The organism is Limnobaculum zhutongyuii, assembly GCF_004295645.1.
GTDB classification, from domain to species: Bacteria; Pseudomonadota; Gammaproteobacteria; order Enterobacterales; family Enterobacteriaceae; genus Limnobaculum; species Limnobaculum zhutongyuii.
Window position 1 is genome coordinate 362266 of the sequence record NZ_CP034752.1, and the last position, 24926, is coordinate 387191.

At 41.0% G+C, this 24926-nt stretch carries 25 protein-coding genes; 13 read left to right on the forward strand and 12 right to left on the reverse strand.

All coding sequences use genetic code 11. From position 1 onward, the window contains the following. Nucleotides 1-75 precede the first annotated feature (75 nt). Complete coding sequence (locus EKN56_RS01245; RefSeq protein ID WP_130590147.1) at nt 76-1404, forward strand: MATE family efflux transporter; 1329 nt, start codon at nt 76-78, stop codon at nt 1402-1404. Between the two features lie 33 nt (nt 1405-1437). On the opposite strand, the gene EKN56_RS01250 is transcribed toward EKN56_RS01245, so the two are convergent. The 3 genes from EKN56_RS01250 to EKN56_RS01260 all read right to left on the reverse strand — a co-directional run bounded on the left by EKN56_RS01250 (nt 1438) and on the right by EKN56_RS01260 (nt 4456). Further along, nucleotides 1438-3333 (reverse strand): diguanylate cyclase domain-containing protein, encoded by a 1896-nt coding sequence (locus EKN56_RS01250; RefSeq protein WP_130590148.1) that lies wholly within the window; start codon nt 3331-3333, stop codon nt 1438-1440. Nucleotides 3334-3425: 92 nt separating this feature from the next. Continuing rightward, complete coding sequence (locus tag EKN56_RS01255; RefSeq protein ID WP_130590149.1) at nt 3426-3743, reverse strand: AzlD domain-containing protein; 318 nt, start codon at nt 3741-3743, stop codon at nt 3426-3428. Further along, nucleotides 3740-4456 (reverse strand): AzlC family ABC transporter permease, encoded by a 717-nt coding sequence (locus EKN56_RS01260; protein WP_130590150.1) that lies wholly within the window; start codon nt 4454-4456, stop codon nt 3740-3742. The genes EKN56_RS01255 and EKN56_RS01260 overlap by 4 nt, the downstream gene beginning before the upstream one ends. 263 nt (nt 4457-4719) lie before the next feature. On the opposite strand from EKN56_RS01260, the gene EKN56_RS01265 reads away from it, so the two are divergent. The 10 genes from EKN56_RS01265 (at nt 4720) to EKN56_RS01310 (ending at nt 13908) form a co-directional block, all read left to right on the forward strand. Beyond that, entirely contained in the window at nt 4720-5301 is a 582-nt protein-coding gene (locus EKN56_RS01265) for an NAD(P)H-dependent oxidoreductase (RefSeq protein WP_130590151.1), read from the forward strand. 95 nt (nt 5302-5396) lie between these two features. Then, a complete protein-coding gene (locus EKN56_RS01270) occupies nt 5397-6233 on the forward strand; it encodes an AraC family transcriptional regulator (protein ID WP_130590153.1) in 837 nt (278 codons plus the stop codon). Between the two features lie 52 nt (nt 6234-6285). Beyond that, nucleotides 6286-6930 (forward strand): LysE family translocator, encoded by a 645-nt coding sequence (locus EKN56_RS01275; protein ID WP_130590154.1) that lies wholly within the window; start codon nt 6286-6288, stop codon nt 6928-6930. Nucleotides 6931-6995: 65 nt separating this feature from the next. Beyond that, nucleotides 6996-7982, forward strand: coding sequence for a zinc-binding dehydrogenase (locus tag EKN56_RS01280; RefSeq protein ID WP_130590155.1), 987 nt, complete (start codon nt 6996-6998; stop codon nt 7980-7982). Nucleotides 7983-7988: 6 nt separating this feature from the next. After that, entirely contained in the window at nt 7989-8903 is a 915-nt protein-coding gene (gene rnz, locus EKN56_RS01285; RefSeq protein ID WP_130590156.1) for a ribonuclease Z, read from the forward strand. A gap of 339 nt (nt 8904-9242) precedes the next feature. Then, nucleotides 9243-9737 (forward strand): GNAT family N-acetyltransferase, encoded by a 495-nt coding sequence (locus EKN56_RS01290; RefSeq protein ID WP_130590157.1) that lies wholly within the window; start codon nt 9243-9245, stop codon nt 9735-9737. A 318-nt stretch (nt 9738-10055) separates the two neighbouring features. Continuing rightward, nucleotides 10056-10847, forward strand: a complete 792-nt coding sequence (gene kdgR / locus EKN56_RS01295) for a DNA-binding transcriptional regulator KdgR (protein WP_130590158.1) — start codon at nt 10056-10058, stop codon at nt 10845-10847. Between the two features lie 218 nt (nt 10848-11065). After that, nucleotides 11066-12025 carry a D-2-hydroxyacid dehydrogenase family protein gene (locus EKN56_RS01300; protein ID WP_130590159.1) on the forward strand — a complete coding sequence of 320 codons (960 nt, stop codon included), beginning with the start codon at nt 11066-11068 and terminating at the stop codon, nt 12023-12025. Nucleotides 12026-12289: 264 nt separating this feature from the next. Beyond that, complete coding sequence (locus tag EKN56_RS01305) at nt 12290-12607, forward strand: FaeA/PapI family transcriptional regulator (RefSeq protein ID WP_130590160.1); 318 nt, start codon at nt 12290-12292, stop codon at nt 12605-12607. 299 nt (nt 12608-12906) lie between these two features. Continuing rightward, the gene (locus EKN56_RS01310) at nt 12907-13908 is read left to right on the forward strand and encodes a ParB-like protein (RefSeq protein WP_130590161.1); all 1002 of its coding nucleotides are present in this window, start codon (nt 12907-12909) and stop codon (nt 13906-13908) included. 8 nt (nt 13909-13916) lie between these two features. On the opposite strand, the gene EKN56_RS01315 is transcribed toward EKN56_RS01310, so the two are convergent. From EKN56_RS01315 to EKN56_RS01335, 5 genes are read right to left on the reverse strand one after another with little or no spacing between them, the layout of a single operon-like run. Beyond that, nucleotides 13917-14720, reverse strand: a complete 804-nt coding sequence (locus tag EKN56_RS01315; RefSeq protein ID WP_130590163.1) for an energy-coupling factor ABC transporter ATP-binding protein — start codon at nt 14718-14720, stop codon at nt 13917-13919. Then, nucleotides 14707-15546 carry an energy-coupling factor ABC transporter ATP-binding protein gene (locus tag EKN56_RS01320; RefSeq protein WP_246019921.1) on the reverse strand — a complete coding sequence of 280 codons (840 nt, stop codon included), beginning with the start codon at nt 15544-15546 and terminating at the stop codon, nt 14707-14709. The genes EKN56_RS01315 and EKN56_RS01320 overlap by 14 nt, the downstream gene beginning before the upstream one ends. After that, entirely contained in the window at nt 15534-16244 is a 711-nt protein-coding gene (locus EKN56_RS01325) for an energy-coupling factor transporter transmembrane component T (RefSeq protein ID WP_130590164.1), read from the reverse strand. Before EKN56_RS01325 ends, EKN56_RS01320 begins: the two co-directional genes overlap by 13 nt. A gap of 1 nt (nt 16245) precedes the next feature. After that, nucleotides 16246-16824, reverse strand: a complete 579-nt coding sequence (locus tag EKN56_RS01330) for an ECF transporter S component (RefSeq protein WP_130590165.1) — start codon at nt 16822-16824, stop codon at nt 16246-16248. Nucleotides 16825-16866: 42 nt separating this feature from the next. Further along, nucleotides 16867-17292: a PPC domain-containing DNA-binding protein gene (locus tag EKN56_RS01335; RefSeq protein WP_130590166.1), complete on the reverse strand. Its 426-nt coding sequence runs from the start codon at nt 17290-17292 to the stop codon at nt 16867-16869. A 367-nt stretch (nt 17293-17659) separates the two neighbouring features. Between EKN56_RS01335 and tehB the strand changes: the two genes are divergently transcribed. Then, on the forward strand, nt 17660-18523 hold the full coding sequence (tehB, locus tag EKN56_RS01340) for an SAM-dependent methyltransferase TehB (protein WP_130590167.1): 864 nt from the start codon (nt 17660-17662) through the stop codon (nt 18521-18523). 174 nt (nt 18524-18697) lie between these two features. Continuing rightward, nucleotides 18698-19045, forward strand: coding sequence for a DUF4156 domain-containing protein (locus EKN56_RS01345; protein ID WP_130590169.1), 348 nt, complete (start codon nt 18698-18700; stop codon nt 19043-19045). A gap of 114 nt (nt 19046-19159) precedes the next feature. Here EKN56_RS01345 and EKN56_RS01350 read toward each other — a convergent pair whose 3' ends face one another. The 4 genes from EKN56_RS01350 to wecA all read right to left on the reverse strand — a co-directional run bounded on the left by EKN56_RS01350 (nt 19160) and on the right by wecA (nt 24250). Beyond that, a complete protein-coding gene (locus tag EKN56_RS01350) occupies nt 19160-21316 on the reverse strand; it encodes a polysaccharide biosynthesis tyrosine autokinase (RefSeq protein ID WP_130590170.1) in 2157 nt (718 codons plus the stop codon). Nucleotides 21317-21357: 41 nt separating this feature from the next. After that, complete coding sequence (locus tag EKN56_RS01355; protein ID WP_130593551.1) at nt 21358-21792, reverse strand: arsenate reductase/protein-tyrosine-phosphatase family protein; 435 nt, start codon at nt 21790-21792, stop codon at nt 21358-21360. After that, nucleotides 21792-23051, reverse strand: coding sequence for a polysaccharide export protein (locus EKN56_RS01360; protein ID WP_130590171.1), 1260 nt, complete (start codon nt 23049-23051; stop codon nt 21792-21794). The genes EKN56_RS01355 and EKN56_RS01360 overlap by 1 nt, the downstream gene beginning before the upstream one ends. Nucleotides 23052-23164: 113 nt before the next feature. Next, nucleotides 23165-24250: a UDP-N-acetylglucosamine--undecaprenyl-phosphate N-acetylglucosaminephosphotransferase gene (wecA, locus tag EKN56_RS01365; RefSeq protein WP_130590172.1), complete on the reverse strand. Its 1086-nt coding sequence runs from the start codon at nt 24248-24250 to the stop codon at nt 23165-23167. Nucleotides 24251-24926 lie beyond the last annotated feature (676 nt).

Sequence of the window (24926 nt, forward strand, 5' to 3'; positions counted from 1 at the left end):
TTTTACAAAAATGATATTGCTGTCATGTGTTTTGAACGTTGATTTATTATTGATTAAGGCTATTCAGGTATTTTTATGCAAAACCAGCGTATTGGAGCGCTTTTTGCTCGCTATGCGATTCCGGCATTAATTGCGATGTTAGTGAGTGGTACCTATCAAATTATTGATGGCATCTTCGTTGGGAGATATATCGGTAGTGATGGGTTAGCCGCGATTAATCTTGCCTGGCCGTTAATTGGTGTCATGTTAGCGGTGGGACTAATGGTAGGTATCGGTATTGGTAGTCATGTTTCTCTGTCTCGCGGAGCCGGAGACCGTGAAATTGCATCATCGTATATTGGTCAGTTGCCGTTACTGATGATTATCCCCGGCATTTTGTTGAGTATTATTCTGTTTCTCTTTGGGCATAAGATTCTGGCTTTTCAGGGGGCTACCGGAAAAGTACTGGAGTACGGAAATGACTTTCTGATCGTCGTGACCTGTGCAACGCCTCTGGTATTGGGCAGTATTGCAGCACCTTATCTAATGCGTAATCTGAATGCGCCTCGCCTTGCTACGACATTTATGGTGGTCGGAGCGTTAATCAATATTCTGTTGGACTACGTATTTATTGTACTGCTGGAAATGGAACTGGTGGGTGCAGCTCTGGCAACGGTGATTGCGGAGACTACGGCAATGATATTGGCACTGATTTATATCTTTAGTCGCCGCAGCCCGGTAAGAGTACAACGACGTCACTTTAAACCTCGTATGGACCTTAGCTGGAAGATTAGTAAAAATGGTTCATCAAGCCTGTTTATGTATCTCTATTTAGGGGCAACGGTTGTTGCGTATAATTTTATGTTTATGAGATATGGCGGTGCTATTGAAGTGGCGGCTTATGCCGTAACTGGTTATTTACTAACGTTTTACTACTTATTGTCCGAAGGGTTGGCTCATGGGATGCAGCCAATTGTTAGCCGTTTTTATGGTGAAAAGCAGATTGATTCCGCTAAGCATGTGTTAAAGCTGGCTATGATGTTTAGCGTTGGAGGTGGGGTGCTTTTTACCCTGGCTCTATTGCTATTCCCTTCCCTGTTTGCTGGCTTTTTTGCCGGTGATAATCAAAGTTTGCAGCAGGTAATTATCCACGCGATCCGAATCTCTCTATTCGTGCTGTTTATTCAGGGCTTTTTTGTTGTCACTGAAGCGTTTTTTCAGGCGATCGGAGAAGGGCATAAAGCACTGATAATTACGATTTGTAATATCCTGATTCAACTACCGTTCTTGTTTATTTTACCGCGCTATTTGGGTACCGATGGCATTTGGCTGGCGATGCCGCTTTCCGCCATATTCCTGATGGTCCCGGTGCTGTTTTTGTTGATAAAACAGGTTAAGCAGATGGATCAAACTATCATTGTGTAATGACTTTCCTGACCGTTCCGGTATCTGGTACGGTCAGGAGTGATATTCAATGCAGAACGTACCTTTACCCAGCTGTTTAGCCTGATACATTGCTTTATCCGCTAACGATAGTAAGGTTTCCGGCTTGAGCAGGTCGTCATTTAACGCAATCGCAATACCTATACTGGCACTAAGCTTGACGGGGGTTTGGTCAATATGGGTAACTTCAGATAGCCCCTGTAGTAACCGTTGGCTAATTGCCGACACGATGTGCTGAGGATTATCCGGGTGGCTAAACAGAATAGTAAACTCATCACCGGCGAGACGCGCGGCCATATCGTTTTGCCATACCGATTTACCAATAATTTCAGCGACGGTCTGTAAAACTTTATCGCCAAACTCATGACCATAGCTGTCATTGATTCCTTTAAATCCATCCAAATCCAGGAAAAACAACGCCAGCCATGTGTGTTGTTCCGGATCGAGCAGCATATTGTTTAAGGTATCAATAAACGATCTGCGGTTTGGCAAATTCGTCAGCATATCGTGGGATGCTTCAAAAATCAGAGTTTGCTGTAATTGTTTAAGCTCGGTGATATCAAGGGAAAGAATGTAGAATTCACCCTGCTCACGATCTCTGTTAGGGATCAACGTGGTTTGAACATACTTCAAGCCCTCTTTGGTGGGCAAGGTATTTTCAAACGAGACTTTTTGACCAGCAATCACTTTTTCAATATAACGTTGAGCTGCCCGAAAGCTGGTTTTGCCGATAACGTCAGGCATATACATTCCGACAATACTTTTGACCTCCAAACCAAACCAGTCTTCATAGGTTTTATTATTAAACGTGTAGTGAAGCTGATGATTAACGCAGCTGACTAAAGCAGGGACGTTATCCGTAATCTCTTTTAAACGCTCTTTTTCAATGTTCAGTAAATTTTGAGTCTCAATCCGCTGTTCCACCTCTTCATTGACCAGATGCAACATTCTTTCCAGTTGCTCTGTGCGGTCTTTGACTCTGGTTTCCAATTCATCGGTTAATTTTTTAAGTTCATACTCAATGGACACTTTATCGTTAATGTCTACGATGATGGAAATAAAGTGGTGGGGCATTCCCTGACTGTTTTTCACCATTGAGACCGTCAGTAACACCCAGAAAATATGCTTTTGTTTAGTGATATAGCGCTTTTCAATGGTATAGGTTTCTATCTTTCCATCTAATACATCTTGTAATAAACCGAGGTCGGTATTCAAATCGTCAGGATAAGTGATCTCCTGAAAGGTCTTATTTAACAATTCTGATTCAGGATAGCCCAACAGTTCACAAAGTTTTGGATTTACCCGTAACCATTGTCCGGTTAAGGAGACATTAGCCATCCCCACGGCAGCCTGATTGAAGGTTTGAGCAAACATAGATTCAGTATTACTCAGGTTATCTTCAACTTTGCGGGTATAGGTGGTCTCCTCCAGACTGTGGAAGTATTGCTCAACAATTTTGGCAAAATCACTCAGTTTACGTTCATCATCATGGCTAAACTTATGTTTTTGGGAATCGATGATACACAACGTACCCAGAGGAATTCCCTGACGAGAGTGAATCTGGCAGCCGGCATAAAACACCAGATGAGGGGCTTTTACTACCGGCGGAATATGGCAAAAACGCGGATCTTTACGCAGATCAGGAACGACGAATACCGATCGTTGCATGATAGCGTGGCTGCATACCGAAATATCTCGCGGAGTTTCAGTTAGCGATAAACCAAAACAGGATTTGAACCACTGTCTGTCACTATCAATCAGGGTGACCAGCGCGATAGGTACATTAAAAAAGTCTGCCGCTAAGCGGGTCACACGGTCTAACTGCTCTGAAGGCGGAGTATCCAGTATCTGAAGTGACTTTAGTATTTCAATCCGTTGTTTTTCAGTATTGGGTAGCCGTACAGGAATCATTAGCGCGTTCTCATTGTTATATATACCTTTTAAGTATAGACAATAATTTGTGCTTTACAGGCAAGCAATTGAAATGATTCCTGTATTACTTCTCAGGAAAGTATCACCTGTTTCAGCAACATAAATATCACCAGACTAAGAATCACTGAGACCAGCGTATTACGAATAAACAACGCCAGTAAAACAGAAATAACAGCACCAATAAAATAAGGATTAAGAGGAATCTCCCGAAATCCATGGTCATCCAGAAAAATGATTGGCCCACAAATAGCAGTTAAAATTGCCGGTATCGAAAATCCCAGCAGTTTTTTGATAGTGGGACTGAGTTTAATTGGCAGACTGGGTTCTAAAAACAGATAACGGTTTACAAATACAACCAATGCCGTAGTAAAAATAACCAACCAGATCATTCTTTATCTCCCATAACCAGCGAAGTGATTAATCCGGCAAACATAGCGGTTACCCCAGAAATGATTAATGAACTGGGGACATGATAATAGCCCAGAACGATGGACAGTATTAGTGCTGTAAATACGCAAACGATAGTCGGAATGTTTTTGATCAACGGAACCACAATCACAATGAAGGTTGCCGCAATGGAAAAATCTAATCCGTAGCTACCTAAATTTTCTATTTGAGTCGCGGCTAACACGCCAGCCAGCGTTGATAGTAGCCAAAAAATATAGAAAAACAGCCCAACCCCAAGGGCATACCAGCGGTCAAACTCAGCGGCACTGTGCTTTCCAATCAATGCAAACAGTTCATCTGTTAACAGAAACCCTAAAATCAGACGCCATCTTAACGGCAGTGGTGCGATGCGATCTCGCAGGGTTAAACTGTAAAGCAGGTGTTGTGAAGAGATAAAGAAGGCCGAGACCATAATTGCCATGACTCCGGCACCGGCTTTTATCATTCCCATTGCTGCCAGTTGAGTGGCGCCAGCAAAGATGATGGCAGACATGCCAACGCCTTCAGCGGGTGTCATACCGCTTTCAATTGCCATTGAACCCGCCAAAATTCCCCAGGGTAATACCGCCAGACTTAACGGTAATATTGCAATACAACCTCTCAGAAAGCTGCTCCACCCCGTTGGATGCTTATTTTCTGATATTAATTCACTCATGATGATGCTGTTTATCCGTATATTTCACTTATTTCTTGTGTTGTTTTTATACCACAAACTGGGGATAACTATGATTCGATAAACTATTTCTGATGGAGATATTTATTGTCAGATTATTATTGTTGATTATTAATCAATTATCTTATGAATTTATTGCGATTTTATTAATGAATAAAACAAGTACACTATCCATATTCAATTAGGGTACTCATCAGGTAGTTTCCGGCTGGTGCAACATCAAATTAATTAAGCGAAACGAAATTATGAGTAAGATTCTGATTATCAATGCAATGAAAAAATTTGCTCACTCTAATGGTGAGTTGAACTTGACGCTGCATCATGCCGCAGCCGATTTTTTACGCGAGGCTGGACATGAGGTAAAAGAGACCATTATCGATCACGGCTATATTGTGGAAGATGAGATTGAAAAATATCTTTGGGCTGATACGGTGATTTACCAACAGCCAGGCTGGTGGATGGGTGCGCCATGGATACTTAAAAAGTATATTGATGAAGTGTTCACTGAAGGTCATGGTCGCCTGTATGCCAGCGATGGTCGTTCTCGTTCAGACACTAATAAAAAGTATGGCTCAGGTGGTTTGATTCAGGGAAAAACGTATATGTTGTCAGTTACCTGGAATGCTCCACAAGAAGCCTTCGACGACCCGTCACAATTTTTTGAAGGTGTAGGTGTTGATGGCGTTTACCTGCCGTTCCACAAGGCGAATCAGTTTTTAGGTATGAAGCCACTTCCCACCTTCTTGTGTGTTGATGTGATGAAACAGCCTGATGTAGAGAATAACCTTAAGCGTTTGCGTGAACATCTGGCGACGGTTTTTGCCTGATTTTGTCTGGTTGTCTAAAAAACGGTCATCAATAGTGACCGTTTTTTTATATCAAGGGTAAGATAGCAAGACGATAGCACAAAGGAACAGTGGTGATGGTTCAGCAGGTTAAGTCAGTGAAACAGGAATATTGGCGGTATGATGCATTACCCCATATTGAGCTGCGTTCGACTCATCAGAGCCGTATTGGTTATAAAGCCCATCTGCATCAGGCTCTCTCTGTTGGCGCAATAGAAGAGGGCTGTACTCGTGTTAATTACGCTGGCCGTGAGTATGTAGCGGGTGCCGGTGAACTGGTACTGATTGAACCCGAAGCTGTACATAGTTGTAATCCGATAGAAGGTGGAAGCCGTAGTTATCATATGCTTTATCTGGATACGGCATGGTGTCTGGAGCGCCTCTCTTCTCTGTTATCTTTCCCGGTAGAGCATATCTATTGTGACTGCTTTGCCGTTCGTGATTCGACACTGTTTATGCAATATTTGGCGCTGGTTAATCTAATACAACAGGGAAACGTTGAGTCAATACCTGAGCTTCTCGATCGTTTTACGTTCACGCTATTTAGCCGCTACTGCTCATCAACAGCCTCCGGTGAGCCCGATCGAGCGGTGACTCTCTATATGCGCCAGAGGCTGCAGGAAAACTTGATTGCTCCCCCTTCATTATCTCAGTTGGCTGAAGAACTCAGCCTGCGACCAGAAACCTTAATTCGTATTTTCTTCCATGATGTTGGCATTACGCCAAAAGCCTTTGTGAATAATTTACGCATTGAGTATGCCAAACAGCTGCTACGACAAGGGGAAGAGATTGTCGATGTGGCGCAATCAAGCGGATTCAGCGATCAGAGCCATTTTCATAAGCTTTTTGTGTCCAATACGGCGGCAACACCCGGCCAGTATCAACTGAGCCGATCAATTTCTGACAATCATTAGCCGATTGCTATCGATAGAGTCTTCCGTATCTATTTCTACTGGAAGATAAAGTATGACAACGATAGCGTATTGGTTGCCAGAAGCGTTTCCGTTATTGGTTTTGGCTCATGGTGTGGCTCTGCTAAGTCCGGGGCCTGATTTTTTTCTTTTGACGGGCTATGCCGTGCGCTACCGATTGAAGGGAAGCGCGTTGATTTGTGTTGGTATTGCATTGGGGAATGCCATTTATATCGCGATTGCCATCGTGGGGTGGAGTGGGCTACGCCACTATACCTGGCTGTTTAACACGATTGAAATAGTGGGGGCATTCTACCTTATTTATCTGGGGATTATGTTGTGGCGCAGTAAGCCGAGAGTGTTGGAAATTGGTATCGAAGACGCGGGCCCGGTAGCACCCGTGAAGCAACTGGCTTTGGGGTTAGCTTCAGCGCTATTGAATCCTAAAAATGCCTTATTTTATATGAGTCTGATGACGGTTATTCTCGGTAGTCAGGTGACATTAGTTCAACAGATTAGTAGCGGTATCTGGATGTTTTTGGCCGTGTTAATCTGGGATTTATTTGTGGCAGCCGTGATTAGTTTACCGCTGGTGCAGCTGCGATTAGGTAGCAGTATTCACTGGATTGAACGCTCAGCGGGTGCGGTATTATTGATGATGGGATTTTGGTTGATAATTCAGGCTGCAACGGGCAGATAACTGACGATAGCGTCTGGATGAAGCGACCATAGTATCTTGCTTGAAAAGTTTTGAGAGGCGTAAAAATGCAAAAACAGACCTTATCATGGTGTTGGTCACAACCCGGCAGACCTGATGAACTGGAACTTAATCATACCGCGATTCCTTATCTGGAAGACGATCAGGTATTGATTGCCAACAGTGTAACCGGACTCAATCCGGTGGACTGGAAGTTTATTGAGCAGCCTTTTGATTTATGGCAACCAGGCCATGTTCCTGGTGTTGATGGAATGGGCGTTATTATCGCTAAAGGTTCACGGGTAACTCACCTGCGTATTGGAATGCGAGTGTGTTACCACACCAATTTACGTACTAATGGCAGTTTCAGTCATCACACGATGGTATCAGCGAAAGCGGTTATTCCCGTCCCGGATGGGGTTAGCGATGAATCTGCGGCCGCATTACCTTGTCCTGGATTGACCGCATGGCAAGCGATGAAAAAAGTACCTGAACTCAAAGGGAAGCGCGTGTTGGTCAGCGGAGCGGGTGGTGCGGTAGGTTCTATTCTTACCCAGTTACTGATTCGTCAGGGGGCTTTGGTTTATGCAACCGCCAGTTCAATTAATCATGCCCGTTTAGGACATTGGGGGGTAATTCAATCCTTTGATTATAAAGATGATGACTGGCGGCAACAGCTAAGACAGCAGTTGGGTTCTCATGCATTATATGCAGCATTTGATCTGGTAAGTGGTGAACATGCAGCTACGTTGGGAGCATTGCTGGGATATTATGGACATCTGGTTTGTGTACAGGACAGACTTGAACACTCACCGGTAGGGCCATTTACTACCTGTATCTCTCTGCATGAAATTGCTTTAGGGGCGATGCATCAACATGGTAGTGATGCTCAATGGGCTGAATTAGTCTCCGCCGGGCAGTCACTTCTGGCTGACATTGGTCGTGGAGCGCTGGTTTTACCTAAATTTCAGTTAGGGAGCTTTGAACAGTTACCAGAAAGCCTGACTGAGCTGAAACGTAATGACAGAGCTATTAAATATTTGATTCAGAATTAATTGATTATGGAACTGATTTTTTTAGGTACCGGTGCCGGTACGCCAAGTAAAGAAAGAAATGTGAGCAGTCTGGTACTGAATCTGCTTAGTGAACGCAATAGTTTTTGGATGTTTGATTGTGGAGAGGGAACCCAGCATCAGATTCTGCATTCTTCCATAAGGATGGGGCGTCTGGAAAAGATTTTTATCACTCATCTGCATGGGGATCATATTTTTGGCCTGCCCGGGCTGCTCAGCAGCCGCTCAATGGGTGGGTCTCAGGACCCGTTAACGCTATACGGTCCACCGGGGATTAAAGCGTTTGTTGAGACAACCTTGAGTCTCAGCGGTTCTTATCTGACTTACCCATTGGAGATTATAGAGATTCAACCGGGGAAAGTAATGGATGACCAACATTTTTGCGTCACTGCCTTACCGTTGGTGCACGGTATAGAAAGTTTTGGTTATCGAATTGAAGAAGCGGATAGACCCGGTACATTAGATGCTTCCCGGCTGCTGGCTGAAGGAGTACCTGCGGGCCCAGTTTTTCAGCGTCTGAAAGCGGGTGAACAGATTCAATTGGATGATGGAAGAGTGATTAACGGTCAGGATTACCTTGGCCCCGCTCAGAAGGGGCGTGTGTTAGCAATATTCGGTGATACCGCTCCCGGTGAGAATTCATTAGTGTTGGCTAAAGATGCCGATGTAATGGTTCATGAAGCCACACTGGAAGCATCAATGGCCGAGCAGGCTAACAACCGGGGACATTCTACAACTCAACAGACTGCTGAATTAGCAAAAACGGCCGGAGCCAAACGCTTAATAATCACTCATTTTAGCGCTCGTTATGGAACAGAAGAGAGCTTACGTTTGCTGGCTGAGTGTCAGGCGATCTTCCCATCAACTGAGATGGCCAGCGACTTAGCGGTATTTGCACTTTAGTTAACTAATCAGGTATCTGCTGTGCAGATACCTGATTATGCTCATCGGTAGAATATACAGTTTTGATTATTATTTATGGCAGATTGATGAATATAACAATATCAATCGGAGTGTTTGTTTTTATAAGTTAATGAGTGTTTTTGAGCGTTTTAATTAGTTGTTATATATGTAGCGTGTCTCCAATTTGTTATTTTTAAATTATTATTTAACATCCCTGTTTGGAAAAATAATGCTCAGATTAACAATTCTATAAAAATAATGCTTTTTGTGGTTTATGACAGATGAAAATATTTTATTAGTTGGTAATATTCTGCATTCTAATATAAATCAGAGAATGTTATGTACAGTAAATTGGTTGTTTCACTAGCTGAGCACCCTCAGTACTTTGATGATGTAATGGAGTGGTGCTACCGGGAGTTTTGGGAAGGACCAAGAACCGATAATTTTGAACTCAAAGAGTTTTTGAATGAACATCTCAAGAAGAATAAAATTCCCTGCTCTTTAGTTGCATTGTGTGATGGGAGGCCTGTAGGTTCAGTACATCTGATGGGAAGAGAGCATGATATCAATCCCTTTTTCCCCTGCCTGAGTGGTTTATATGTTTTGCCTGGATACCGAAAGCTTGGTTTTGGTTCAATGCTGATTGAGAATGCATTAGAGCGAGCCCGTACTAATGGTTTTTCGAATGTCTATTTAGCGGCAGATGAGAGTATTACTTATTATGTTTCCCGAGGTTGGACGGTGATCGCTCCTGATGAGCAAAGCGAGCTCTATATTATCTCAAGACCAAGTCGTATCCCCTTCTTTCCCATGAATCCTAATATGCTACATTGATATATTTAAACGGTGATTAAATATTAATCTTTTTATCTAATTTTGATGATATGGGTATTTTATTATTCATATTATTTTTGACGATTAGTGTGGTTAATAATATCTATATGGAACTATCTGTTTCGATAACTTTCTCTTGGTTAAAACAATAGAGGTTATAAGCATTAAGATAATAGTTAATTATATTTAATTAATGTAATTCTGAGGCGTAACACAGATTGATATCATCATTGATTGTCAATTGCTGGTCTTTAACATTATAATAAAAACACTGTTCCAATTTTTCTGAAACGAATACCAGCATAAGGTGGCAACCAAATGGCCGCGGATGATTTAGATAAACAACCAGACTCAGTCTCATCGGTACTGAAAGTTTTTGGTATATTGAATGCGTTAGGTGAAGAGCGTGAGATGGGAATCTCTGAGCTGGCCCAGCAGGTAATGATGTCAAAAAGTACGGTATATCGCTTCCTGCAAACTATGAAGACATTAGGGTATGTTACGCAAGAGGGAGAATCCGATAAATATTCCCTTACCTTGAAGCTATTTGAGTTAGGTTCAAAGTCATTACAGAATGTTGATTTGATTCGCTATGCCAACGTTCAAATGCGTGAAATATCTAAACAAACTAAAGAGGCTATTCATCTGGGGGCTTTGGATGATGATGCCATTATTTACATTCATAAAATTGATTCGTTGTATAACCTGAGAATGTACTCGCGCATTGGTCGCCGTAACCCAATTCATACTACGGCGATTGGTAAAGTATTGATGGCATGGAGCGATCCACAGGAAGTACAGGAAACGTTAAGTAAGATTACTTTTACTCGCAGCACAGATAATACCATCCTGTGTGCCGAAGATTTTATCACTGTGTTAGAGCAGGCTAAAGAACATGGCTATGCGGAAGATATTGAAGAGCAAGAAGAAGGACTGCGTTGCATCGCCGTACCGGTATTCGACCGTTTCGGTATTGTTACCGTTGGTTTGAGTATCTCATTGCCGACTATTCGCTTCTCTGAAGAGAACAAGCCTGAAATTATTAAGATGCTGCATGATGCGGCTCGCAATATCTCTTCACAAATGGGTTATCACAACTATCCGTTTTAAGTTACAGGTAGTGAGGGGGCTTTAGTCCCCTTTTGTTACCATCAACAATGCATTCTCCTGCAATATATTACCCACTTTCAAACGTATTAATTACTCCACGCAACAAAAGTCAGACACCAGACAAAGTTTTTTGTCATATATGCGTGTACATTTCAGCCAGTATTTTAGGAAAATAACTTTATATCAATCGGATATTACTCTCTGACAGGATTCGGTTTATGAAATTGAAATGTGCAATTATTGATGATTTTCAGAACGTTGCTTTATCTATGGCTGACTGGTCTTCACTACGAGACCGGGTTGAGATATTTTCTCTCTCTCAACATATTTCTGATGAGCAGGAACTGGCAGACAGAATTGGTGATTGTGAAATTGTTATCATTATGCGGGAACGTACCCCGTTTACCCGTTCGTTATTGGCTAAGTTACCTAAACTGAAACTACTGATTACTTCAGGTATGCGTAATGCCGCTATCGATGTGAAAGCGGCAACGGCTCAAGGCGTTACTGTTTGCGGTACACCAAGCGGTTCTGAGCCACCGATGGAGCTGACCTGGGCACTGATTTTGGGGCTGGCTCGTCATATTGTGCCGGAGAATAATGCCTTCCGCCAAAATGGGGCATGGCAGAGTACCGTAGGGGTAACACTCAGCGGTAAACGCCTCGGACTGTTGGGGTTAGGTAAAATTGGTGGGCGTGTTGCTCAGGTTGCCAAAGCGTTTGGGATGGAGGTTTCTGCCTGGAGCCAAAATTTAACGGCTGAACGAGCAAATGAAGTTGGGGTTGAATTGGCTCCATCAAAAGAAGCTCTGCTGGAGAGCAGCGATTTTGTTTCTATTCATTTAGTACTGGGAGAACGCTCTCGAGGGTTAATTGGTGAAGCCGAGTTAAACAGAATGAAGTCAAAAGCATTTCTGATTAATACCTCTCGGGCAGCAATTGTCGATCAGAAGGCACTTATTGATGCTTTGAGTCATCAGCGTATTGCTGGTGCAGGACTGGACGTATTTGAAATCGAACCATTACCTGAAGGCGATATTCTGCGTACGTTACCCAACGTCCTGGCAACACCTCATTTAGGATATGTTTCTGACAGTAACTATCAGGGTTATTTTCAGGGAGCGGTTGAAGATATCCTCGCTTATCTTGCAGAAAAGCCGATTCGCCAATTGAGCTAAGTTTATTAAAAATTTTTTCTGTAAATACACCTCATAATAAACGATGGGGTGTTTCTTTTTAATAATTACCAAGATCTTTTTTGGATTTCTGCAACGCTTTGGGTTGTGGGATGCAGTTTCTAATCAAATAGTTAATTTTTCAATGGTTAGCTTGGGTCAAAAAAACAGTGGTCTCTATTACTCACTGATAGATGAAAGATTTGTGACTGGTGTATACTCCGGACAGGCAATTTTCTATTTAGGTTATACAGAGTTGGAGGCTGAATGATAAATAATAATAAATCGGATGAAAAAGTGACAAAAGGTGCAATGATTACTCAGGAAATATTGGACACTTTAGCCGTACAATGTGCTGAAAAATATGCAGCAGTAAAAGAAAAGGTTTCCCTTACCGGTGAAATTAGCGACGAGACGCTGCGCCTGATAGGTCCTACAACCAATGATATTGCGGAAATTTGTGTGATAAATGTTTATCAGGCTCGTTATTATCTGCTGAAATTGATGGAAGAAGGACGAGTATTAAAAACCGGTGTGAAAAAGGGCTACCCATTGCACTGGTGGTTGATTGGTGCAGAAAAATAGTATTTATATTGAAGTACTTTATCTTTAAGGAAATTATCATCAGGGATGAATTAATAGCGCGAGGATAGCAGCACAATTTGTGTTTTTCTGTTATCTAAAAGTGTATTTGCTAAATACCAACTCATACTTTTCTCATCTGTCTTCAATTGGTTAGTTGTAGTTTTCTATGGTATTTCCGTTAACTTATATCGATTAATCAATTTACCCGCCCGTACTTGCTACTGTAATAAAGCAATTCATATCTATCTGACTATAATCAGTTATTATCGGTAATTATTTGCCAATAAAGGGTGACATTGATGTTCATCAGTCGATTATCTGTTTTTATTGTGCCCGTTATCGGGGCTTTTTCTGGCATCCTGCTGAGTGCAATGGCTATGGCAACACAGACTTCTGATAACCGAATGTTAGCTAAAACCGGAGACATTATTCAGGTACGCCTTGATGAGCTACATCCAACACAAATTGCTGTGGGTAAGCTGCAAATTGCTGGTGATTTAGACGAATATACAAGAAAACCTGAGAAGCTATTTGCCGAGCTCTGTAAAGTTCAGGGTGCGGGTAAACTGAAACAACAAACTAAATTCTCTTCTCCTGAGGACCCCTCTTCATATCGCTGTTCGTTACCCGCAGGAACCGATAAATCAGCAATGAATACTGTTGATATTGGCCCAGGTGGAAAAATTTATCTGACTGATGGGCATCATGCTTTTAATAGTTTTTGGGAAGCCAGCGGTGGCGATATCAGTTTAAGCGTATTAGTCGGGCAAAATTTGAGCCGTGATGCAACAGGAAACCCTGTTACTCAGGCTCAATTTGAGCAGAAAATGGCGGAGCTAAAACATTTTTTGCCCATTGATGCTAAAGGTAATGCCATTACGTTTGCACAATTGCCATCGTCTCTTGGATTGAAATTATTTCAGGACGATCCCTGGCGTTCAATGCTCTACTATTTAAGGGGCATTTCTTATGATAAGTCAGATAATAATCTGGATCCAAAAACCGGTCAGCCTTATCCGGAAGTGCCTTTTCTTGAGTTTTATTGGGGGCAATTGCTAAACAGCAAAATGAATTTGGCTCAGTACTCACTATCCGAGCTGGATGGGTATATTAACGCATTGAAAGATGCAGCTAAAATAATGACTGAATTATCACCGGAGCAACGGGTAGGTGATTCAGGAAAGAGTGCGGCTGAGTTGGGTAAGTTGGATAAGATACATAAGAAAAAACTGAAAAAATTATCAGAGCCAGACTCGAAGCTGGCGAAGGCGTTGGCTTATCAGAGGTCTCATCAACAATAATTTCCGGTTTATCGTGTTCTGTTTAGCCAGGCATGGCTCCATTGCTCTGGTGTCTCCGGATAATCAAGAGACAGTGCCTGATTAAGAGCGTATAGCGTTGGTGATGGTAGTTCTCCGGGTTCTTGCAACTCTTCGGTACGAAGAACGCGTGACGGAGGACCATCATTTACAATATTCCCACCGGACAGATGTATAACTCGTGAATAGTGACGAGACACAAAATCTAAATCGTGGCTAATGGTTAAAATCGTAGTGCCGGACTGCTGGCAATGGGCCAGCCATTTCTCAAAAATCTTAAGCCAGTAAGCGTCAAAATCACGACTTGGTTCATCTAATAGCAACAATGGTGGCGATAAGGCAGCCAGACAGGCAACGGCGACCATTCTTCGCTGGCCGGCATGAAGATCTAACGGATGTTTGTCTGCCAGTTCGGTTAGTTCACACAGCATCAAGGCTTGTTCCGTATGCTGTTCTATTTGTGTTCGCGTTAGATTTCGTTGTTTTAAGCCAAAGGTAACTTCATCTCTGACGCTGCTATGGAATATCTGCTTCTCCGCTTCCTGAAACAGGATGCCGATATCCATGGCTCTTTGCCGGGCTTTTTGTTGTGAAAGATCTATACCGTTCAGCGTAATCTGGCCTTCATCTGCTTTTAATAAACCTGCTGCCAGACGTAGCAATGTTGATTTTCCTGCACCATTATCACCAACCAGTGCGACACATTCTCCCTGACTCAGGCTTAAATTAAGATTATTCAGACAATATGTCGAAGCCTTTGGCCAACGGAAGGAGACATTATTAAAGGCTAGCATATTGATCCTTAAACGCGCTGATGAGCTCATTTTCCGTACGTGGAATATCTTCAGACCAGGCATGATGGGTTGAGAGTAAATGAATGACCTGCCAGGCATCGGGAGCATTAATGTGAGTCATCGCCATCTGAAAAATCTGTGAGATAGACCCTTGAATCAACGGTTGGCCTTGTTTGAGTACTAAAGCCTGAGAACAATATTTTGCAGCGGGTAAAAACGCTCGTTCAAACAAAATGATTTTGCAGTCGTGACGTAAAGCATAGTTTCTGAGCTCGGATAACAGTTGGGTTGTTGCTTTGGGCGTTAATCGGCTAAAGGCCTCATCTAGCAACAGTAACTTAGGATGCATTGCTAAAGCACAAGCCAGAACGACTCGCTGAGCCTCTCCGCCAGACAGGGTTGAGGGATGTCGCGTACGTAGGTGCTGGCTATGGGTATTATCCAATGCCTCATCAATACGTTGCAGGATTTCAGCGGGTGGTAAAGCCAAGTTCTCAGGACCGAATGCGATCTCTTCTTCAACACTGAATGTGCAACCAGAAAGTTGGAGCTGGGGGGATTGTTGAACTAACTGTATCCGTGTCGCATGAGTTGATAGTGGGGCTTGTCCGATCTCTTCACCCGATATTTGCAGCGAGCCGCTCAGATGGCCTGTCAGTTGTTCAGGAAACCATCCTGCCAGCAGTTGGGCCAGTATACTTTTTCCACTGCCATTGCCACCATAGATAACAAAAAAGGGGTCGTCTGGCAGCGTAAGATTGAGCGGTCCAAGCAGAGGTTTTTCATCTCCACGTGATGTAAAGGTGACATCTTTTAATATAACCACCAGATATACCCTCCGATTTGAACCAGACAAAGCAGAAGCAAAGCGTAACGGCTTATTTGCTGTAGCTTGCTGTCTGGCGGTGCCCACAATGTTGTCCGGTGAGCACGTGCTCTGAAAGCTTTCATATCCAGTGCAGCACCTCGTATTGCCAGCTCATTAATTGCATTGCTGGTTAATGGTAGCAACAGGGCCGGAATAGCGCGCAATCGCTGGTGCCAGGAGCCATCCAGAGGAATTCCACGGGCTAACTGTGCATCTCTTATGGTGTGTAATTGTTGACGCAATTGCTCCACAATTAGCAGCGGCCCTGCTAAAACATAAGCAAAGCTGATGGGTAATCGACTGGCAAATAGCGCTCGTACAAACTGACGAGTCGGGACTTTCTGTAGCCAGATTTGAGCGCTACTGATGATTGCCAATAGTTTTAGCCAGAGTGCTGTAGCCATTGGCATTCTTTGCTGATCCAGTGGCACTCCATTTATCCAGTGTGCCAGCCAACCGCTGTGTACCAGCCATAATCCTAATCCCATTGGAGCCATAAACCAGACGACATAGCGCCAGCGGTGGCGAGTGTCTGGCAATATCAAAAGCAGGGCAAATAGACTTGCACTGTAGATTAATAAGGCATACCCCAACGGCAAAAGGAGCGCCGTCAGGGCCAGCCATCCCCATAACATGAATGAGGTAAATGGATGCATATCAGCGAACAGCTGCCATATTAGGGAAGCTGTTATGCGTTCTTTGTGGCAACCCTCTGACTAATAGCCAGGCGATAATGGCGGTCAGAATTTTATCGATCAGATTTACCCCGATCACCGTAATAGCGACAGATTCAACTAAGTTCTGTCCTACTGCATTGATATAGGCAACGAAGAAATCTGCGCCACTACCGGTAGCACCACCAAACAGGTATGTACGAATCGGTACTGCTATTAACGTTAATGCCAGCGTGATAACGATGCCTGAGGCAATAACCTTTGGTAATGAGCGGAACCAGCCAATGCGAGCCATAATGCCGCAAACCAGACCAATCACCATGGCCACAGGTGCGAAGGCTGCAGCAATCGGGCCGGAAATTAATCCCCACAGTAAATTAGTCAATAATCCAGTGAACATCGCAGCCCAGGGGCCTGCCAATAAGGCACATAACATCGTGCCGATAGAGTCAAGGAAGATAGGGAGTTTGAGCATGGAAACAATTTGTCCGCCAATCATATTAATTGCAATGGACATAACCATGAGTACCAGAGTACGACTGGAAACGGCATTACTTGCCATAGAAACCTCGATAACGAAATAAATTCAAAATAATCAGTGTGATTAGCGCTGATTAATAACCAGTTCTTCATAACCTGAAAGTGAGCAAGGCTGTCGACTGAAACGCAATTGTTCCAATTCTCCCAGAACTAACTCCAGTGTCGTTCTGACCGTGCACCCTGGCATGATGTGGCCGCCAGTGACTTTCCCCGTTCGATCAGAAACCGATAAATGAAGATGTTCCCTCTGTTGTTCCAAAGTACCGATCAGCGAAACTACTTCAAATTTACCACTGAATATTGTGGTATCCGACTCTCCGGCAAAGCGCAGTGCAACATCTGTCAGGCTACCTACGCATCCGGCAATAAATGCAGCCTGCAAGTTTTGTTCTGTAATAAACGTCTTTAGCGTGCTTAATAGCTCTTGTCCGGGATAGAGGCGTAAGGCAAAAAAACGTGCGTTAGAGTGGGTGCTAATCTGATGATTCATAAAATATTTGCCTGTTAATTCACTGGAGTGAGTGATGGCTTACATTCCCCAACTTTTTGGAGGGCGGACATATCATAGCGTTATCTGTAAAAGATAGAAGAGATGAGGTGAGAAATCACCAGTTCTGAGTATTTGATGTGATGAGATAGAAATAAATTTGTCCAATGGGAAGAGGTTCATGACGGGAAGGATAAACAAGAAACAAAACAGTGGCGGAACTCAATCATCTACTAACAGGAATGAACGAAAGTAAATTTAAAGCTCACACTTTTATTCAGCCCTTCAGTCTGAATTGCGTTACTATCGATGCTATAACGAATGTGAACACTGTTTTTAGGTCAATTAATTCGAGCATAAGAGATTTAATATGGAAAACCTTGTTTGTTACAAACAGCTGCCTAGTTGGAACAGCGAAACGTTACCTGCTATGTTTCAGGAAAAACATAATACTCAGCAAGGAACCTGGGCAAAATTGACGCTATTTAAAGGTGAAATGACATTTGCTTTTTTAACTGGAGATGGCGAGATTATTCGTACCGAACAGTATTCGGTTGATCATCAGCCCGAGCTGATTAAGCCACAGGAGTGGCATAAGATTGCCAGCTGTTCTTCAGATATTGAATGTCAGTTAGAGTTTTATTGTCAGCCGGAAGACTATACCAATAAGAAGTACGGTATGACGAAAACACATTCTGAAGTACTCAATGCAACGCGTTACGTTACATCTTGTAAGGCGCTGGATTTAGGATGTGGTTCAGGCAGAAATTCCCTCTACTTAAATAAGCTTGGCTTTGATGTCAGGGCATTAGATAAAAACGAGCAGAATATTAGTGCGCTTCAGGAGATTATTCATTCCGAATCATTAAGCGGTATTCAGGCCGATGTTTTCAATATCAATGAACAGACGATTAATGATACATACGGTTTTATTCTGTCTACCGTAGTATTTATGTTTTTGGAGCGAGGAAGGGTGCCTGCCATTATAAAAAATATGCAGGATAAGACTGAGAGTAATGGCTATAACCTGATTGTTTCTGCCATGTCGACAGAAGACTACCCTTGTTCAGTACCCTTTTCCTTCACCTTTAGTCAGGGAGAATTGAAAGATTATTATCAAGGTTGGGAAATTATTAAATATAACGAAGACGTGGGAGAGTTGCATAAAACAGATAGCGATGGTAATCGTATCAAGCTACGGTTTGCTACGTTGCTGGCGAAGAAAGTTGCCTGATTTTTCATCATGTCATCAGTTATTTACTTCGGGCACGGGTAAAAAGAATAGGGTAAGCTGGGTTGGTAACTCGAGACAAGGGCATGATTCAGGTAAATGTGACAGGGGATGCTTAAAGCGGCCTGTAGTTTTTTGTTAGAATCAGTCAGATTCTCAATATGATATGGGGGAAACATGCGGGTTAAATTGTGTTTAAGCCTTGTGGCAGCATTATTATTGGCGGGTTGTTCCAGTACTAATACGTTAAGCGGTGCCGGGCAGCAAGTCAGAATAGTTGATGAGCAACCAGGTGCTACATGCCAGTTATTAGGTTCAGCAGAAGGTAGTCAGAGTAACTGGCTGTCCGGTGCCAGCAGTGAATATGATTCAGTTGCTAGCGCAACGAACGATCTGCGTAATAAAGCGGCGGCCATGGGTGGCAATGTTATTTATGGCATTAGTGGACAAGGGCAAAGCTTCTTATCTGAGTTTGTTCCTCTGGACAGTAAAGTCAGCGGACAAGTTTATCGTTGCCCAAATTGATTGACTGATGATTTCAGCTCCGGGGTGTACCGGAGCTGAAGTTGTTTAGTTTGTGAAAGTTATAAAGTTATAAAGTTATAAAGTTATAAAGTTATAAAGTTATAAAGTTAAGCGTTATTTTTCTGATTGATAAGAGTAATACTCAAAGACTCCGTCACCGTAGAATTTGGATGCTCTTTGTTGGACGGCATTAAGAACGAGTCCTTTTATTGTCAGGCCATTCTGCTCAAAACGCTTAAGTGACATTTCGACTTCCCTGACAGAACTATGTTCAAATCGAGCAACCAGCAGATTGGTACCTGAATATCTACCAATGATCATTGAGTCTGTCGTGGCCAGGATTGGTGGGGTATCAAAAATGATCAGGTCGTAATTTGCACCGGCCCACTCAATAAATGAGGAAAAATATTTATTCATTAGTAATTCTGATGGGTTAGGTGGAATAGAACCTCTCGGAATAAAATCTAAACCATCAACTGGTGTTTTATAAACACACTTTTCTATTTCTTTATTATTAGACAAGATATCAGAGAGTCCATTACCCATCGTTATTTTGAATAGTTTATGTAGCCCGCCTTTTCTCATATCTGCATCAATCAGAAGAACCCTGACTCCTGATTGTGCGACCACAACAGCAAGGTTACTACTGATAAAACTTTTTCCTATACCTGATGTAGCACCGGTAATCATCAGAATCCGGTTGCTGGCATCGAGCATAGCGAAATGCAGGCTGGTTCTCAGGCTTCGTATGGCTTCGACTGCTAAATCGGTTTCTTGCTCTAATGCTAACAATTTTGTGTGATTTTCTAGCGGTTGTTTTATGAGTCTTCTATTTCTATTCTTTAAGTTTTTAGATAGTGGGATATTGGCATAAACATTTATACCTATACTTTCAAGCTGTGATGAATCGTTAATAGTTCTTCTGAAAAGCTCCTGAATGAAGATTATTAAAATTGAAAGGAATACTCCTGCAATAAATGATAATAATATTATTAATGATGATTTCGGTTTTATTTTATTTGGTTGAGTAATAGCTTTATCTATAATTCTGGCATTTCCAACAGTACTTGCTTTGTTAATGCTTAGTTCTTGCTGCTTATTTAATAACAACATATAGATTTCCTGACCAGATTGTACGTCTCTGGTTAATCTTAAAATCTCTTGTTGTGTTTTAGGCATATTAGTGACACTTTTATTTAAGCGTTCTTTTTCTTGTATTAATGTATTCTTTTTTTCTAATAAAGAACGATAGGCAGGATGCTCTTTAGTATATAATTTTGATATTTCAGCTTCTTTAAATGTTACTTCATTTAACTGAGAGGTGATTGAAACCATAGAGTCAAGAATAGATTTTGCCTCTAAAGTTAAATCAACAGATTCGTTAGTTTGTCTAAAAGTATTTAATTTGATTTCAGCTTCTTCAAGCTGGCGTTTTATCAGCGGCAACTGTTCTCTTAGAAATGCTAAGCTATTAGCGGCTTCTTCTGATTTTCTCTCGACATTTTGTTGTAGGTAATTATTACTAATACTATCTGCAATTTTTCTTATTTTATCTTTGTCTTGTCCAGTTACGTAAAGTCTGAGTATCCCACCATCTTTAGTGGTGTCCTGAATTGATAAATCGGATAACACATTATTAATTGTAGTGAGATAATCTTTTTTCTTTATCTTAAAGATGGTTCCTACAGGGGCAATAATATCACTGATCAAAATAGATATATTATTGCTTTTTTCTATCAATGCTATTTTACCTATTATATCAATATCATTTCCTTTTAAAGAGTATTGATTATCAGGTAAGACTGTAAGAATAAAATCATAATTATACATCGTTTCGGGAATGTCAAATTTGGAAATAGCCACTTGACCTGGTTTAATTCCCAGTAAGTTAGATAATTTCTCACCAATAATTGGGAAATATTTTTCTGATACTTCAATATTTAATCCTAAGTCAGAAACTGTTTTCCCTATGACCATCCGTGATTTTATTAACTCTATTTCTGCTGCTGTTGATGGCATTATATTGTTTGATAAAATCTCTGATACATTATTTAAGAGGTTATTAGTGGAATTTTTTTCTATCTGAATAAGTACGTCGGCTCGATAAATAGGCGTAGTAAATAGAGCATAAAAAGCTCCAATAAGGGTTAATATTATTGTTATAGATACTAGTAACCATTTCTTATCTATGATGGTTCCTAAAATCTTGCCTAAATTAATCTCATCTTCTTCTTTAGAATTCTTATATGAGGCACTACGAATTTCTGACATACTTATCCCTACTTATTCTCATGCTATCTTTATTGATATTTTTAGTGTCTAAGCACTTTTGCCCACATATCCGCGGACTCAGATAACTGTTGATAAATTAATTCAAACATTCTTCTGCTCTTTCCATAAGGATCGGCAATATCACTTTGGTTATTCCAGTGACCAAATAGCATTGTTTTGCCGCTGGTTTCTGGAGACAGGTGATTTATCATTTCCATATGCCTTTTTTCCATGACTAAAATTAAGTCATATTGGTGGCATAGTTGAGCATTAAATTGTTTGGCTTTATGGCCTGAGACTGATATTCCATGTTGTAGTGCAATTTCTGTAATTGTTTTTTCTACTGGGTGATCCACGACAGCTTTTAACCCCGCAGATTCTATCGTCTTATTAGGAAATTGTATTTTTAAGAGCCGTTCTCCTATTGGAGAACGGCAAATATTACCTATACAAACCACCAGTATGGAGTTAAACATTAGTTTGGCCAATTTCTAATCCAACGAGTCGACTCAGTCATACTGTTAATACTGGTTATTGTTGGAGCTAGTTGACTAATCACACGATTCCAACGGGCGACAGGGGCTGTTGTGACGTAAACAATATCATAAGGTTGCAATTGGAATTCAGTGCCTAAAACCAGGGCAGAGGCATCTTTTGCATTTAGTTGATAAATATTGGCCAGTTTTTTATCAGTGTCGTCATCAGATTTAATGCTTTTTTCTTCTTCCAGAGAGTTAAACAATAATGGCTTATCTTCTGTGTCGTTACTCGAATCAATAACAGTATTATCTTTTGTTTTATCAACATAGTTACGAGTAGAGCGAATAACAAATATTCCACTGGCGTCACTCATCGCTTGATCAATACCATCGGCATGACCCAGAGCTTCAGTTAATGTCATACCACTGCGATCCATGCGTAACGTACTTTGTTTTTTGACTTCGCCCATAACAAAGACTTTTAAATCATCATTGCGTGGAATGTATAAAATATCACCATCATGCAATAAACGGTTCTGGGTCAAATCACCATGTTGCATTAATGCATTTAACGAAATAGGATACTTTTCACCATTACGTGTGAGTATTGCATTGTTCCAGTTAGCATTTTCCGTAAGTCCGCCTGCCTGATTAAGCGCATCGATTATGGTCAATGGAATATTAGTAATAGGTTGTTTGCCGGATTTGGTTACTTCGCCAGTAATATAGGCTTTTTTAGCTCGAAAGGAGGCAATGCTGACATCGACTTGAGGTGACTCAATATACTGAGCAAGCTGATTCGCTATCGCTGTTCGTACTTGAGCCATGGTTTTACCTTTGACTGATATTTTCCCAATGTAGGGATAAAAAATAGTACCATCAGATTGAACCCAGTTACCGGTATCACTAGCACTGCGATATTGACCCGCAGGTGTCGTCAACTCAGGATGATCCCATACGGTTACCATGAGTACATCACCAATACCGATACGATATTCGTAATTCTGTAGTTCTTTCTCCAGATCGGGATTAGGCTGAGCAACTGCGGGATGAACTCTTTGTTGTTCAACTAATTGAGGTGTAATAGTATAAACATTAACCATCTGGTTAATATCAAAGTTCTCATCTTCCTGCTCCTGAATTGTCTTATTAGAAGTTGAAAGATGGCTACCGGGCTCCAGAGTACAACCACTTAGAAAGACCATGGTTATTAATGATGGTATTATTATAGATATTTTCATTTCATATACTGCCATAAAGTTTAGGTCATATTAGGAATACATTAGTAATCCGATAATTAGTGATAGAGCAATTACTGATGAGTGCATTGTTGTGTACTCAAGATGGAAAACTAAGGCTATTATTAAGATCACTTATATATTACTTGATTAATATTATTATCATGTGTCTGCTGCTCTTTTGTTTTTTGCAGGTTAGATGCTAATAATTTTAATTTTTTTATTAAATAGAAATAGATGAAGAATACGCCCAGAAACAGGAGAAGCGAAATTAGTTCTTTGACTTTAAATTGTTCTAATGCAATGCCAAAAAGAGCCAATAATAGAGCCATTGTTACTATAATAAGAAGCGTTTGGCGTGAACTTAACCCCTGAGCCATTAGAATGTGATGTAAATGGTTTCGGTCTGGTTTGAAAGGACTATTTTTCTTAAGAATGCGACTAAGCATTACTGTGACCATATCCATTAAAGGAATTGCAATCAACCATAAACCTGTTACTGCAGCAATAACTGCATTATCGCCCTGGGTTGCTAATAATAATAACCAAAGAATAGTAAAACCGATTAGTGTACTACCTGCATCTCCCATAAAAACTTTAAACTTCTTACCGAATGGGATACTTAAATTAAGCAATAGATAGGGAATAATAATAGCGATGAGAGTAAGGCACCATACAGCTAAATTCTTTTGGTTTCCTAAATAGAAGCAGATACTTATTCCTAATAATGAAATACATGTAAGCCCACCAAGTAAACCGTCAATGCCGTCGGTCATATTAAAAGCATTAACTGAGGCCCACATGGCGAATAGAGTGATAATGTATCCAATTTCACCTAATATCAGTATATTGTTAGGTAATAAATGACCTAATGAATAAAGATAGGCTCCATCTATCATTAATAGAGTAATAACTAGAGCCTGAAGAATTATTCTGGGATAAACCGGTAAATCGAGACGATCATCTATTATTCCAACAATGAGTAAGATTGATGCGCCAACTAAGTAGGCTGTACTATGTGGAAGATATTCATCTGAAAAGATATACATAATACACATAGAGAGATAGATAGCAATCCCACCAACTAGTGGAATATGTCCTTTATGCAACTTACGGTTATTTGGCTTATCTACAAGGCCAAATTGAATAGCGATAATTCGGCTTATTAGTAATATGATTAGACAGCAGGCTGATGCCGAGAATAAAAAGAGAAACACAGTGTACCTTTAGCCCTTTTGCAAATTTGCAGGGTTTAGAGCAGGCTACCGCCCATGACTTACAGCTGCCATTTTGCTGAATTAATTAAGTTGATAATTTATTTGATGCTATTTCATATATATAAAATAAATAGTTCTAGTTAATAAATAGAAACTATGCATCATATAAAATAGATAGTTAATGAAAGGAATATTCAGTGGGAATAGGCGTTACATGACTTCCTGTCAGTTTTCTATCTCTGTTTTGCATCTATTTTAAACAATTATGAAACAACAAGAGCATTCATGTTTGTTTACTTGCACGACTTTATATACTGATTCTAATTTCAGTAATACGTATAAATGAATTCTAAAGGAGTAGATGAATTAAAGCAACGGGCAGTTATTGTTTGTTCGTCTCTGAACTTGTTTATAATATCTACATGCTAATATTAAAAGGTCTTAATATTAGTATGTTGCATCATTAGTCATTAGTTGATAATCAATATGATTTATTAAATTGGATAATATGATTGTAAAGAGTAACTAACTATAAAGTAATGAGTTTAATTAAGTTGTCGTAGGGCTTTATGAGATTTTTTGAGTGATTTTTAAGAGGATGATTATTTTTATAGACCCAATCAACATAGCTGTTAGCAAAATAGTTAAGAGCTTGCCAGGTAATAAATATTCGTTA